Origin of the sequence: Solidesulfovibrio carbinoliphilus subsp. oakridgensis, assembly GCF_000177215.2 — a bacterium.
GTDB lineage: Bacteria > Desulfobacterota > Desulfovibrionia > Desulfovibrionales > Desulfovibrionaceae > Solidesulfovibrio > Solidesulfovibrio carbinoliphilus.
Window position 1 is genome coordinate 2,642,858 of sequence record NZ_CM001368.1, and the last position, 13,728, is coordinate 2,656,585.

Sequence of the window (13,728 nt, forward strand, 5' to 3'; positions counted from 1 at the left end):
GCGGGGATCACCCACCGGCCGCGTGATGGCAATATCTAAGATATCCGACGACTTAGGGCCAGAGCTCCATCTTCCAGGTCAGGGGCAGATAGTCCTTCTTGCCCTTGCCGAACCACTTCTCGTAGATCTTCTGGTATTCGCCGGTCTCCCACATGTTCATGAGCGCCAGGTTGACGAAGTCGCGGAAGTCGGAATCGTTTTCCGGCAGCCCCAGGCCGTAGGGTTCGGGCGAGATGTACTCGCCGACGATGTCCCAGGCGTCCGGGTTGTCGTCGCTGTTTTTGATGCCGACCAGGATGGACTCGTCGGTGGTCATGGCCTGGACCTTGCCCTGCTTGAGGGCCAGGAAGGCCTCGGGGTAGGTCTCGAACGAGATGACCGTGCAGTCGGGCTGGGCTTTTTTCACGTTCTGCTCGGACGTGGAGCCCTTGACCGAACCGACCTTCTTGCCGCCGAGATCGGCCACGGAATTGACGCCGCCGCCCTTTTTGACGAGCAGCTTCTGGCCGGTCATGAAATAGGTGATGGAGAAGTCGACCTGATCCTCGCGCTCCTTCTTGTGGGTCATGGTGGCGGCCACGATGTCGATGGCGCCCTGGCCCAGCATGGGAATGCGGGTGGAGGAGGTGACGGGCTTGAGTTCGAGCTTGACGCCCAGACGCTTGGCCAGGGCCTCCATGAGGTCGATCTCGAAGCCCACGACCTGGTTGGTCTTCTCGTCGACATAGCCAAAGGGCGGCTGGGAGTCCTTCACGCCGGCCACCAGCGCCCCGCGGGACTTGATGTCGTCGAGCTTGCCGGCCAGGGCCGTGGCGGCCAGGCCGAGGATCAGCAGGCCGGCCAGGGCGGAAATCCAGGCTGTCTTGCGCATGGGAGCCTCCTTGTCGGGCGTGTTGGGGTTGGTCCGGGCACCGCGCGGGCGCTAGAGAATTTCCTTGAGGAAAAGCTTGGTCCGGTCGTGCCGGGGGTTCTTGAAGAACTCCAGCGGCGGCGCGCCTTCGATGATTTCGCCGAAATCCATGAACACGACCCGGTCGGCCACCTCCCGGGCAAAGCCCATCTCGTGGGTCACGCACAGCATGGTCATGCCGTCGCGGGCCAGGTCCTTCATGACGTTTAAGACCTCGTTGATCATCTCCGGGTCCAGGGCCGAGGTCGGCTCGTCAAAAAGCATGACCTTGGGCTTCATGGCCAGGGCCCGGGCGATGGCCACGCGCTGCTGCTGGCCGCCGGACAGTTCGGCCGGGAATTTCCTGGCCTGCTCGTGGATGCCGACCCGTTCGAGGAGCGCAAGCGCCAGTTCCTCGGCCTCCTTGCGCGGCATCTTTTTGACCTTGGTCGGGGCCAGGGTGATGTTTTTGAGCACCGACAGGTGGGGATAGAGATTGAACTGCTGGAAGACGATGCCGATGTCGCAGCGCAGCCGGTTGACGTCCATGTCGTCGCCGTGGATGTCGTGGCCGTCGAAAAGGATATGGCCCTGCTGGTATTCCTCCAGCCGGTTGACGCAGCGGATGAGCGTGGACTTGCCCGATCCGGACGGGCCGCAGATGACCAGCACCTCGCCTTGCTCGACGGAATCCGTGATGCCCTTGAGGACATGGAATTCGCCATACCATTTCTGGACGTTGTGAAACTCGATCATGGCCATGGGCGCTGTTCCTTTGGGCGTAGAAAGCGCCGGCCGCCCGGCGGCGGTCGGCAGCGACGTGACGTCAAGGCGATCCGTAATGAGCCAGGGTGCGCGAAATAGCCTCTTTTGTCAATCGCGGCAAGCCAAAGGTCAGGCCCGGCCACGACGAAAAGGCCGGGGAAGCCCCGGCCTTTTCGTGGCGCGGCGCGCGGCCGCGGCAGGATGGCGCCCGGCCGGAACTAGTTGGCGGGAGTGGCCTTCTTGGCCTTCTTCTTGGCCTTCAAGATCTCGACCGTGGAATAGCTGTCGCCCTTGGTGGCTTTTTTGGCCTTCTTCTTGGTGCCGGCGAAAGCCATGGAGGTGGCGAGCAGGCAGGAAATGACGGTGAAGATGACGATTTTTTTCATGCTCTATTCTCCTTACGAGGTGGCAGGTTCTGCAAATCCCCCCCAGCCGGGAAGCACGCCCCGCAGGCGTTGCTTCCTGCGCGGCCCGGAAGCGTCCTCCCGGGCCGACGCCATGGGCTCTATGCCGCGCCCCCTTTCCGGCCTCTTACGCCAGCATTACAGCCTCGAAAGTTGAAACGGGCAATATTCCGGCAGGTTACTTTCCCCTTGCCGGGCGATTACAGAAGTGAAAAAAAAAGGAAATCCATAGCCGTCCCGGCCACTGGCCTTTAAGAGGCGTTGCATGTACACCATGCCAAAAGAGAGCGCGGGAGCCGGCCCCGGCCGCCTGACGGCCGCCGATGGCCAGGAAAAGGACAAAAGGCCCATGCGGATTCTGCTCGTCGAAGACGACGAGAAAATCGCCTCGTTCATCATCGGCGGCCTGCGCCAAAGCGGGTTTGCCGTGGATCATGCGGCCGACGGCCTGGACGGCCTGCACCTGGCCACCACCGAGCCCTATGCCGTGGCCGTCATCGACGTCATGCTGCCGGGCATGGATGGCCTGAAGGTCATCGAGGAACTGCGGCGGCGCAAGGTCAACACGCCCATCATCATCCTCTCGGCCAAGCGGTCGGTGGAGGACCGGGTGCGGGGCCTCGAGACCGGCAGCGACGACTACATTTCCAAGCCCTTCTCCTTTTCCGAACTCCTGGCCCGGGTCCAGGCCCTTATCCGCCGGTCCACCAGCGCCTCGGAGCCGACGCGCCTGTCGGTGGGCGAGCTGTCCATGAATCTCCTCACCCGCGACGTGCACCGGGGCGAAACGGCCGTGCAGCTTCAGCCCCGGGAATTCGCCCTGCTCGAATACTTCATGCGCAATCCCGGCAAGGTCCTGTCCAAGACTATGATCATGGAGCATGTCTGGGACTACCACTTCGATCCCCAGACCAACCTGGTCGACGTGCTGGTCTGCCGGCTGCGCAACAAGATCGACCGGGACTACGACCGCAAGATGCTGCATACCCTGCGCGGGGTCGGGTATGTCCTCAAGGAGTAGGGTCCTTTTCCGATCCACCACCTTCCGGCTGACGGCCAGCTATTCCCTGATCTTCATCTCGAGCGCGCTCATCCTCTTCCTGCTCGCCTATTCGCTCCTCTCCGACGCCGTGCGCGAGGGCGACCGGGTGTCGCTCATCCAAAAAGTGCGGGAATACGCCTCCATCAGCCAGAAGAAAGGGCCGGCCGGGCTGGTGGAATTCATTCAGCTCGAGCGCGAGAACTACGACTACGACGAATACTACCTGCGCATCGACGGCGTGGACGAAAAGCCGCTGCTCGTCCTGTCGCCCTCCGACCAGCCGCCCTTGCCCGACCGGCTGCCGACAGGCCCGCCCGGGCCGGCCACCCAGTGGTTTTTCCTGCCGGAAGCCCAGGGCGGCAGCCTGATCGAAATGGCCGGCCGGGCCCTGCCCGGCGGCGGGGCCGTGTACATGGGCAAGGACGCCGGCGACCGGGAGCGGCTCCTGCGCCAGTTCCGGGTCATTTTCGCCGGCATCATGGCCCCGGTGGCCCTGGTCGGCCTGACGGCCGGCTTCATCCTGGCCCGGCGCGTGCTCAAACCCATCCAGGCGCTCATCGACACGGTCCGGGCCATCGACACCGGCCGCATGGACGCCCGGGTCCCGGGCGAAGGGGCCGACGACGAGCTCAACGAGCTGGCCCGGCTTTTCAACGCCATGCTGGACAAGATCAAGAGCCTGATCACCGGCATGCGCGAGGCCCTCGACAACGTGGCCCACGACCTGCGCACCCCGGCCACCCGGACGCTCGCCGCCGTGGAGATGGCCGCGGCCACCAAGAACGAGCCCGAGGAGCTGCGCGAGGCGCTTCTCGACTGCGCCGAGGAGACCCGGCGCATGGTCAGCATGCTCGACATCCTCATGGACATCTCCGAGGCCGAGACCGGGGCCATGCGCCTGCACCTGGGGCCGACGGACATGGCCGCCCTCATGGAAGAGGCGGTGGAGCTCTACCAGTACGTGGCCGAGGAAAAAGGCGTGACCCTGACCGTGGCCCCCCCCGACCGGCTGCCGGTGGTGGCCGACGCCGACCGCCTGCGCCAGGTGCTGGCCAACCTGCTCGACAACGCGGTCAAGTACACGCCGGCCGGCGGCCACGTGGAGGTCGCGGCCACGCGCCTTGGCAACACGGTGTCGGTGTGCGTGGCCGACACCGGCGAGGGCATCGTGGCCGAGGACATCCCGCGCATCTTCGACCGCCTCTACCGGGCCGACAAGAGCCGGTCCCAGCGGGGCCTCGGCCTCGGCCTGTCCCTGGTGCGGGCCGTGCTCTACGCCCACGGCGGCACCATCTACGTGCAAAGCGAGCCCGGCGCCGGCAGCCGCTTCACCTTCACCCTGCCGGCGGCCGATCCCAGGGCCCCCTTGCCGGCCTGAACGGGCCTGCCTGCCTGCCTGCCTGCCTGCCTGCCTGCCTGCCTGCCTGCCTGCCTGCCTGCCTGCGGGAGGCCGCAAAATCGAAAACCGTTGTCAAGGCCGCATCCCTCGGGCATGATGGCCCAAAGCCAGCATACGGACGGTGTTTTTTCCAAAAAACTCCCACGCCGGGGATCACGCCATGACCGATACGGACACCAGCGGCGCCACGCCCTTTTTCTTCACCAAACAGGCCCTTTTCGACGTCAAGCGCAAGCTGTGGGGCTACGAGATCCAGGGCGGCTCCGAGGCCTGCGCGGCGCTGGCCTGTTTCATCGACCAGGAGCAGGTCGTCGGCTCCCTGGCCTCGTCCTCCTACATGGGCGTGCAGCACGCCGTGGAACGGGGCAAGAAGGTCGTGGCCCCCTTTGACGAGACCGGGCTCCTGTCCAAGGCCCCCTACGCCCTGCCGCCCCAGTGCGGGGTGGTCAAGGCCGTGGGCCGGGTCAGCCGGCCGGAAGCGGTCCTGGACGCCGCCCGCCAGCTGCGGGCCGACGGCTACGCCCTGGCCCTCGAATCCGGCCCGGGCATGGCCGACCTGCCGGGCCTGCCCGAGCTGGCCGACGTTTTGTGCTTCGACGCCGGGAGCGGCGCCGACCCGCGCGATTTCCTGGACCGGGCCAAGGGCAGGAAAGTGGCACTCCTCGCCTCCAGGGTTCAGGGCCTCGAGCAGTTCGAGGCCTTGAAAGCCGCCGGGTTCACCCTGTTCCAGGGCCGGTTCTTCAAGGAACCCGAGATCATGGCCGACCGCAAGCTCACCTCCCACCAGATGAGCCGCTTCAGCCTCCTGCGCCTGATCGAGGCCGAGGACCCGGACGTGGACGCCCTGTCGGAAGCCATTTCCGGCGACGTGTCGGTCAGCTTCCGGCTCCTGTCCTATTTGAACAGCGCGGCCTTCGGCTTCCCGCAAAAAATCCAATCCATCCGGCAGGCCATCATGGTCCTCGGCACGATCAAGATGCGCAACTGGCTGCGGGCGGTCCTCCTGGCCGACATGGCCCAGCACGGGGACATGCCCCGGGAGCTGGCCGAGCTGTCCCTGGAGCGGGCCCGCTTCCTGGAGCAGGTGGGCAGCCGCTACGACTTCTGGGACTTCAATCCGGGGTCGCTTTTCCTGCTCGGGCTTTTCTCCCTGCTCGACGCCATCCTCGGCCTGCCCATGGGCCAGGTGACCGAATACCTGCCCCTGGAGGAAAAGCTCAAGGAGGCCCTGCGCCGGGAGACCCAGAGCGAATACCAGCCGCTCCTCGATCTCGTGGCCTGCATCGAGGACGCGGACTGGCAACGCCTGGGCGAGCTGACCCGCAAGCTCGGCTTCGACCAGGAAGTGGTCAAGGCCTGCGCCAGCGAGGCCATGGCCTGGAGCAGCGCCTTTTTCGTCACCCAGGGACCGCCGGCCGCCTAGGGTCGCGCCCCGCAGCCCGGGCTGCCCATTTTCAATGCAACACACGGACAAAACTGGTTTTCATCGTAAAAAATACTGCCGTATTTTTCATGGACGCGAGACGGGCCGGACAGGGCCGTGTGGCCCGGGACCGGACGCTTTCCATACGCATGAGGGCCGGGAGGGAACCCCCCTCCCGGCCCTTATGCGTGCCCGGGTGGACGCGCCTATTGCGGCGGGGGGGGCGGGGCGATGAGCCCGAGCCGGGCCAGTTCCAGGAGCAGGGATTCGCGGCGCAGGGGCTTGGGCAGGTAGGCGTCGGCCCGGCCCTGGAAAAAGGATTCGCTGACGTTTTTGGTGTCGGCCAGAACCGAGATCATGATGAGCTTGAACCGCTCGGCCGGGCCCGAGGCGTCTTCGATGCGGCGCAGGGCCTGGACCACTTCATTGCCGTCCATGCCAGGCATGAGGATGTCCATGAACACGGCCGTAAACGGCTGGTCCTCCTCCAGGGCGGCCTCGAAGGCGGACAGGGCCTCCATGCCGTCGCAGGCCGTGAGGCATTCGGCATAGGCCGAGAGAAAGGTTCGCAGAAAGAGGATGATGCTTTCATCGTCATCCACGATGAGAAAGCGCATGCTGCTGCTCCCGGGTGAGGCGGTCAGGGGCTGTCGTCGCATGGCGGAACCATGTCCTGGAAAGGACTACGGGTTTTCCGTTCGGGCCGCAACCGGCCCATCGGTTCTTTCCCGCTCGTCCCGGAAGACCACTTCCACCTCCCGAAAATAGCGCCGCAGGACGTCGACCAGGGGCGCGGCCGGGGCCAGATTGCGGCCACGGGCCTGTTCCTCGATGGCGGCGGCCACGGCGGCGGCCTCGGGCAACTGGTAGGTGGCGGCCGCGCCCCGGACCGTATGGGCCAAGAGCACGGCGGTTCCCTGGTCGCCGGCTACGAGGGCGTTGCCCAGCGCCTCGATCTGGCCGCGCTGGATGTCGAGAAACCGGCCAAAGATGGGCCGCAGGTCGCCGTCCACCGTCACGGGAGAGGGAAGGGGCCGCACCGGTGCCTCCATGGCCGTTCCTTTGCCCGCGCGCCTTGACGCGACAGGCCCCGGCATTTAGGTTCCACCCGCGCGCCCGTGGCTCAGCTGGATAGAGCATCGGACTTCGAATCCGACGGTCGGGCGTTCGAATCGCTCCGGGCGCACCAAAAAAGTTCAATAATCACAAAGCCTGAAGGCGATCTGTCGAAAGCGACAGGTCGCCTTCTTGATTTTCTGCTCCAATTTTGCTCCACTTGCTCCAACAGAGAGGTGGAGCGATGGCAACATTTCGCAAGCGGGGAAATCTCCAGTGGGAAGCCAGGATTCGCAAGCGAGGTTACCCGGCAACATGCAAGACCTTCGATACAAAGGCCGAGGCCGAGCAATGGGCAAAGGGAGTCGAGACCGAGATGTCCAAAGGACAGTTTGTCTCGACCAAAGAGGCCGAGAGCTACACTTTGAGCGAATGTTTGGATCGCTATAAAGAGGAATATTTGCCAAGGCTCAAAGACCCTCGCCGTGAAATTTCCCGAGCTAATTGCCTTCAATCACGTGCCATCGCCCACCGTATCATGTCAACGATTCGGTCTAAAGACATTGCGGATTACCGACGCGCCCGGGAGAAAGAGGGTATTTCGGCCAATACGATCCGTTTGGACCTGGCTCTTCTCTCCAGGCTCTTTAATTTTGCCAAGAGCGATTGGGGAATGGAGAGTTTGACCAATCCCGTGCAACTCGCCGCCAAACCAAAATTGCCGCCGGGACGCGAGAGACGGCTGGAATCTGGCGAGGAAGAAAAACTCTTTGAAGCTATTGGCGATGATTTTGAGTTTTGCGCAATTATCAAGTTCGCCCTGGAAACAGCCATGCGCCGTGGCGAGATAGTCAAGCTCGCCTGGGAAGACATTGATCTCCGCAACAAATCGGTGCTGCTGCGTGACACCAAAAACGGGACATGCAGGACAGTCCCTTTATCTCGAAAAGCGATCGAAGTGCTCCAAGGGCTCCCTCGTCATATTTCCGGGCGAGTCTTTCCCGGCCACCTCCATCCCGACACGCTGTCATCGAAGATGGGCAAGGCTTGCCAATTGGCCGGACTGGCGAACTTGCACTTTCATGACCTGCGCCATGAAGCCACCAGTCGCTTCTTTGAGCATACGGACTTGGATGTGATGGAAATCAAGGCCATTACCGGGCATAAGTCATTGCAAATGCTGGCGAGGTACACGCACTTACGCTCGGCCAACCTCGCCGCGAGACTGGATGGCGCGAAGCGTGGAGAGGTCAGGCGCTTTTAATTTCTTTCGAAATCAAGAGGAAAAGCCCTTTTGTGTTCTGCCTGCTTGTATAGCGATCTGGATGTAAGCACTGGCTTTAAAACCGCTGTCAGGGAGACATGCAGTTGAATGAGGAAGGTGACGATGGCGTTTTTATGATGGCCCAACTTCCCCCTTGCCACCGGGACGATCTATATGTAAACAGATAAGAATTCATGGCTAGTTAGATTTATATGTTTCCGAATTTGATTTTTTCAACTTACCGAAGGTCTTGAATGAATAGCACTACCACTGGGATAGGAGGGCTGCTTTTGGGTTTTCTTTTGGCCCAAGTAGGTTTTTTCGTCCAACGCCGAGTGGCGGTCCGCGGGGAGGTGTCTAAGGCAGCATATTTTTTAATTCTAGTTTTAGACGATATCAAACTTGTTGTTAAAATCAGAGAGGGAAAGTTTGTTAAAAATAGGCATTTTTCGGAAGAATTATCATTAGAATATGGAAGTGAATTTATTCTTGGGGGGGAAGATTTTCATAAAGAGGTTGCTGCAACCTGTGAAAGAATATCGTTGATAAACATAGGATTGGCCAGAGACGTAAGAAATTTGTGTATGTTGATCGCGCTTGCCTCAAAAGGGGGTGTGAATAGTCTTCGAAAATCTAGTCCAGATGTCGCCGACATGACTCATGATATCTATGTAAAATGTTTAAAAAGTTACCAATATAAGATGGAGAGTTATTTGTTTCATATTTTGATAAATTGTGATCTAGGATTTTTTTTGAAGTTTTTTAGAAAGATTGGATGGAAAAGAGGGGTTGATATTTTTCTTGGCAAAAATAAGTCCTACGTTAGCGTGGAAGACTTGAAGTTATCTTTAGAAACAATAGAAAAATGTTACTTAAAAAATTCAAATAAATAACAATATACCAATAAGCATAGTGTGCCCCTATTGATGCAGAGTTAGTCTGGTCTGTTTGCTCCTTTTCGAAGCATGGGGGATTACTTTAAGAAGGTTATATTAGTTTAGTCCTGGGCAACAAAAAGAGTGGCCATTATTGTATGAAATACACCTACGCGGGAGGCTTTTATGTCAGGTGCTGGCGGTAGTTCTTTCCCAAGAGATGGTTGGAATTCTGGTCAAGGTGGCGCTCCAGGCGGAGAGGGGTCTAATAGCTCTAGTGGTGGTAGTGGAGGGTCGTCCGGAGGGGGTGGCAGCGGGGGCGGTGGCAATATTTGCAGCAGCTTATTTGAAAGAACAATCCTTAGCTCTCCAGTGCCAGAAGTCATCACGAAGTTGAAACAAGGGGGTATATTACAGATAGAACTAATAGACCAAGGACGAATCCTGGCAGCAAGTTTCCATGGAGAGCGTGCTGGATCGATAATATCTCCAAAGCTTATTGAGTTTATAGAGTGTATTCAGGCTGGATTCGAATATATTGCTACAGTGGATGCTGTAGATGGTGGTCAATGTCAGGTAACGATTAGGCCGAAGGTGAAGAAATGATAATAGTTGGTGGAGTATATTATGAGCATTGCATGACGCCGTATATGCGCAACATATACGGGTCAGGTGGCAGGGCTGCTGTGGCGTTGTCTCGTCTTGACCATGGCTTAAAATTGTACTCGTATGCTTCTCGTCAAGTAGAAAAAGAATTTTCTGCAATAGCTCACTCTTGTAAGTTTGACTTTTCTCACACAAATAATGACCAGAAAATAACATTTTCATATATACATCCTTTGTCCATTCCAACAATATGTCCACATCCGTTGTTGATCAAAAAGAATACTCCAATTTCGATAGCTGCTGAAATAGTTTTACGATACGGCATGCTGGAGGGAGATGCAATTATTGATTCGCAAATAGCTGTCTATGATCCTCAGGACGCATATCTGCCAAAAATGTTTCACGACAATGGATCTAAGGCTGGAAAGTTGGCGGTGATTCTTAATAAACATGAAGGAAATTTGCTCACAGGCCTTGAAGATGAAAAAGAAATTGTTGCTAAAATTAGTCATGTGGACAATGCCTCAGTTGTTGTTTTGAAAATGGGGCCGCGTGGGGCTTTAGTCTATGAGAGCGGAAATTATAATCTAATTCCATGCTTCCAGACAAATTCGATTTCACCAATTGGTTCTGGGGATATATTTAGCGCGGTTTTTGCTTTCGAGTGGGCTAAAAACAAAAAGAAATCTATCGAAGCCGCTGAAAACGCATCTGGCGCAGTGGCTGAATTTTGCAAGTTGCCAGCACTGCCTCTTGCTACAATCAGGTCGCCTACAGAATTGGGGCTAAAGCCGATTGCTGAGAAGGACATCAGGAAAAAGCCACGAGTTTATCTAGCGGGTCCGTTCTTTACGCTTTCGCAATTATGGATGATAGAAGAGGCGCGAAATGCTCTCATTGATTTAGGCTTACAAGTCTTTTCGCCATACCACGACATTGGCGAGGGGGCAGGTGTCGATGTTGCTCCTAAGGATATTAAGGCAATTCGCGAATGTGACATTCTCTTTGCAATCCTCAGCGGGCAAGACCCGGGAACGATATTTGAAATTGGGTTCGCAAAGGCACTTGATAAGCCAGTAATTGTATTTGTTGAAAACGAAAAAGAAGAGGACCTAAAAATGATTGAAGGCTCGGGGTGTTATGTTTTTAACGACTTCGTTGCGGCTGTGTATAATACTCGGTGGATGTTATGGTAAAAAATAGTGCCATCTTGCTTTCTGGCGGCATGGACTCAACATCTTTGGCTTTCTGGAAAAAGCCTAATTTTGCCTTTACAATTGACTATGGGCAAAAAGCAGCTATGGCAGAAATACGAGCAGCGCGACAGGTGGCAAAGGAAATTGGCATCTCTCATGATACGATAGCCATAGATTGCTCCAGTCTAGGTTCTGGCGACATGGCAATGGCAGCCCCATTACCCAATGCCCCGTCGACCGATTGGTGGCCATTTCGCAACCAACTGCTTATTACATTAGCAGCAATGAAAGCTATTTGTAGAAATATCAATTTGCTATATATCGGACTAGTCAAGAGTGACTCGAGCTATAAAGATGGGTGTTCTGATTTTGTAGATAAAATTTCGAGGACATTATCATTTCAAGAAGGGAATATAGAGGTTATGGCACCTGCTATTGACATGACTGCTGCCGAATTAGTGAACATGTCAAAGATTCCTAGAACATTATTGGCGTGGTCACATTCGTGCCATGTGTCTGACTTTGCCTGTGGCAGATGCAGGGGATGTAATAAACATCGTTTGGTAATGGAAGAATGCTATGGAAAGGAATCTTGTTAAGCTTAATTCGCCAAGTCTACGAAGTCAAGCAGGTCTTTTCTCAGAATATAAATACGATGTTAAAAGTGTCGAATATTTAGAACATGTGAAGCGAACAGATGTTGTTAATATATTTGACCTATGCTCAACAAGAGCGACTGAGCGTATTTTTTACAAAACAAGTCGTGTTGATATCTCTTTGCTTTTTTGGTATTCATTTAAAAGTATTTGTACGCGAAAGGAATTTGACATAACGATTAAACACAAGGCGTTCCCTTCCGCCGGAGGTCGGCATTCTATTGATGTTTTGTATATAACGCATCATAATAATAGATGGAACTGTTTTCTGTATGATGACTGTGCACACGCCTTATGTTTACTTGATATAAATAATCGGCAAATTTTAAATTTTATCCATAAAATTTCTTCTGTACTTGACCCGCAATTTGGTGATATAATTTGGTTTGTCTCACAAGATTTAAAATTGTCGTCAAAGTATGAAAACGCAGAAAGCCTGATTTGGAGAGATGCGGGCGTGGCATTAGGGCATTTGGCTTTTGTTGCTGAAGCCATTGGACTTAATTTTTGTCCTCTAGGCATTACTGGTGATAATGAAATAAGGGAATTGTTGTGTATTCCCGAAAGCTTATCTCCTGTTGGAGGATGTATCGTAGGGAGGAAAGGCCCTTACGAAAAATGAGTAGACACTGTCCTATGGGCAACCCGCATGTCTGCCCACATAATAGCATCTAAGGTTGAAGCTTTGGTCTTTATCGATTCTGCAAAATTCAGAAATTTCTTTTCAAGCTGAAAATAGTCTGAGGCAACACTATCTTTGGTGGAGAAAAAACCAGCGATCAGCCCTGCTCTAAATATATGTACGTCGAGGATAGCGACTTCATCCGATCCCAACCAATTACGTGTAATCCATGAAGCTGTTTTTGGCCCTATCCCGATTAGCTTCAATAGCCATGAGCGCATCGTTAATGGGTCATCAAAGTTAGAATCTATTTGATGATATTTTACAATGGCATTGTTAATGTATTTAGCTTTCTGTTTAGCAAAACGATATTTTACCTTTTTCCCTTTTATGTCTATGGGCAGACTCAATATGTTGTAAATAGTTTCCATAGAACACCCTGAATGATCAAAACAATTTTGGCGTCGAACTTCATAAAAAGCAGCCATTCCTACTTCGGCTGGGATGCCGAAGCCTCCTAAAATACAAGCAACTATCTCTTCCAGCAATGTGTTGCCTAGTCTATGAGTAGTTATATATTTTTCTCTTCTGCATGCTTGGTAGGCCCAGTAAGCAGGAGTAAATACCTTCTCGCATTCTCCCCAGCGTATTCCTGGCATTACTTCCTCTTCAGGAGATGGAAGAGTTAAGGAACGAACTTGCCCTTCTTCAAGGTATGTTAATACTTGCATTTTTTCAGTTCTCAATTATAGGGTCAACATTTTCTTTTAGTGTGGATAAAATAGCATTTACTTCAACAATTGGCATTGACATGAGATTTTTTATGATTCTCTCCCGTTTTCTTCTTATTCTTTCCCTCTCTCTAAAATTATTGCCTACATATTTGTAGTCATGTAATTTTTTTGGCTTTTCAAAATTATACCAAATATATTCTTCTCTAACATCAGTGTGTGTCTTTGCCTTGAATTTGTGAACATTCCAATACTTTAACTTGTCAGAATATAGATCAGAATAATATCCTGATATAATGACTTTACTCGGAATAGATAGAACAAAGTCTAACAACATAATGTGATCATTTAGGCTGTAATCGTGCTTATATACTTTTCTGCGTCGTCTTGTCAGTGGATGGTAAGGAGGATCAGCATATATAACGGTCTCACTGTCTAATTTAAGTTTTTGCAGCGCAGATATTGCATCGTCGTTAATTAATTTGCATAAACTATCTTCACTTTTTTCCCACTTTTGAATTACCGACGGGTTAATATCTATTCCGATTTGTTCTGTGGATGCCTTTTTATTCCGCATGACGGCTCCTCCCCCAAGGTGAGTCTCGATGTATCTCGTGTGGGGAGGGATAAGATTAATGATTTGCGCAAAGCAAACCCCTTTTCCTCCGTCAAATCGCATGCCTTGATCATCGTCAAATTTGGCGATGAGGTCAAGTTTTTTTCTGGTTGGCTCTGAAAATGAGGGACTTTCGACTTTCCCGTGGGTACATGAGAGGCAATGGCCTTCCCGGGAGGGAGGC

At 54.5% G+C, this 13,728-nt stretch carries 15 protein-coding genes and 1 tRNA gene; 9 read left to right on the forward strand and 7 right to left on the reverse strand.

All coding sequences use genetic code 11. From position 1 onward, the window contains the following. Positions 1–52: 52 nt before the first annotated feature. The 3 genes from DFW101_RS11505 to DFW101_RS19815 form a co-directional block, all read right to left on the reverse strand. Positions 53–871, reverse strand: coding sequence for an ABC transporter substrate-binding protein (locus tag DFW101_RS11505; RefSeq protein ID WP_009181687.1), 819 nt, complete (start codon positions 869–871; stop codon positions 53–55). 51 nt (positions 872–922) lie between these two features. Continuing rightward, positions 923–1,651: an amino acid ABC transporter ATP-binding protein gene (locus tag DFW101_RS11510; RefSeq protein WP_009181688.1), complete on the reverse strand. Its 729-nt coding sequence runs from the start codon at positions 1,649–1,651 to the stop codon at positions 923–925. A 221-nt stretch (positions 1,652–1,872) separates the two neighbouring features. Continuing rightward, the gene (locus DFW101_RS19815; RefSeq protein WP_009181689.1) at positions 1,873–2,040 is read right to left on the reverse strand and encodes a hypothetical protein; all 168 of its coding nucleotides are present in this window, start codon (positions 2,038–2,040) and stop codon (positions 1,873–1,875) included. Positions 2,041–2,407: 367 nt separating this feature from the next. On the opposite strand from DFW101_RS19815, the gene DFW101_RS11515 reads away from it, so the two are divergent. The 3 genes from DFW101_RS11515 (at position 2,408) to DFW101_RS11525 (ending at position 5,922) form a co-directional block, all read left to right on the forward strand. Further along, positions 2,408–3,079, forward strand: coding sequence for a response regulator (locus tag DFW101_RS11515; RefSeq protein WP_043570994.1), 672 nt, complete (start codon positions 2,408–2,410; stop codon positions 3,077–3,079). Then, positions 3,063–4,478: a sensor histidine kinase gene (locus DFW101_RS11520; protein ID WP_009181691.1), complete on the forward strand. Its 1,416-nt coding sequence runs from the start codon at positions 3,063–3,065 to the stop codon at positions 4,476–4,478. The genes DFW101_RS11515 and DFW101_RS11520 overlap by 17 nt, the downstream gene beginning before the upstream one ends. Positions 4,479–4,659: 181 nt before the next feature. Continuing rightward, positions 4,660–5,922, forward strand: a complete 1,263-nt coding sequence (locus tag DFW101_RS11525) for an EAL and HDOD domain-containing protein (protein WP_009181692.1) — start codon at positions 4,660–4,662, stop codon at positions 5,920–5,922. 206 nt (positions 5,923–6,128) lie between these two features. On the opposite strand, the gene DFW101_RS11530 is transcribed toward DFW101_RS11525, so the two are convergent. Then, positions 6,129–6,539: a response regulator gene (locus DFW101_RS11530; RefSeq protein WP_009181693.1), complete on the reverse strand. Its 411-nt coding sequence runs from the start codon at positions 6,537–6,539 to the stop codon at positions 6,129–6,131. A gap of 66 nt (positions 6,540–6,605) precedes the next feature. Next, entirely contained in the window at positions 6,606–6,974 is a 369-nt protein-coding gene (locus DFW101_RS11535) for an Hpt domain-containing protein (RefSeq protein WP_009181694.1), read from the reverse strand. A 60-nt stretch (positions 6,975–7,034) separates the two neighbouring features. Here DFW101_RS11535 and DFW101_RS11540 point away from each other — a divergent pair. The 6 genes from DFW101_RS11540 to DFW101_RS19055 all read left to right on the forward strand — a co-directional run bounded on the left by DFW101_RS11540 (position 7,035) and on the right by DFW101_RS19055 (position 12,197). After that, positions 7,035–7,111, forward strand: a tRNA-Arg gene (locus DFW101_RS11540). 111 nt (positions 7,112–7,222) lie between these two features. Continuing rightward, positions 7,223–8,242, forward strand: coding sequence for a tyrosine-type recombinase/integrase (locus DFW101_RS11545; protein ID WP_009181695.1), 1,020 nt, complete (start codon positions 7,223–7,225; stop codon positions 8,240–8,242). A 254-nt stretch (positions 8,243–8,496) separates the two neighbouring features. Further along, positions 8,497–9,135, forward strand: a complete 639-nt coding sequence (locus DFW101_RS19515; RefSeq protein ID WP_009181696.1) for a hypothetical protein — start codon at positions 8,497–8,499, stop codon at positions 9,133–9,135. Between the two features lie 620 nt (positions 9,136–9,755). Further along, complete coding sequence (locus tag DFW101_RS19045; protein ID WP_198285073.1) at positions 9,756–10,919, forward strand: PfkB family carbohydrate kinase; 1,164 nt, start codon at positions 9,756–9,758, stop codon at positions 10,917–10,919. After that, positions 10,913–11,518 (forward strand): 7-cyano-7-deazaguanine synthase, encoded by a 606-nt coding sequence (locus tag DFW101_RS19050; RefSeq protein WP_009181699.1) that lies wholly within the window; start codon positions 10,913–10,915, stop codon positions 11,516–11,518. Before DFW101_RS19045 ends, DFW101_RS19050 begins: the two co-directional genes overlap by 7 nt. After that, a complete protein-coding gene (locus DFW101_RS19055; RefSeq protein WP_009181700.1) occupies positions 11,499–12,197 on the forward strand; it encodes a nitroreductase family protein in 699 nt (232 codons plus the stop codon). Before DFW101_RS19050 ends, DFW101_RS19055 begins: the two co-directional genes overlap by 20 nt. Here DFW101_RS19055 and DFW101_RS19060 read toward each other — a convergent pair. Then, positions 12,185–12,928, reverse strand: a complete 744-nt coding sequence (locus tag DFW101_RS19060) for an 8-oxoguanine DNA glycosylase (protein ID WP_009181701.1) — start codon at positions 12,926–12,928, stop codon at positions 12,185–12,187. The genes DFW101_RS19055 and DFW101_RS19060 overlap by 13 nt on opposite strands. Positions 12,929–12,932: 4 nt before the next feature. Beyond that, positions 12,933–13,607, reverse strand: coding sequence for a DNA adenine methylase (locus DFW101_RS19065; protein ID WP_009181702.1), 675 nt, complete (start codon positions 13,605–13,607; stop codon positions 12,933–12,935). Between the last annotated feature and the right edge of the window lie 121 nt (positions 13,608–13,728).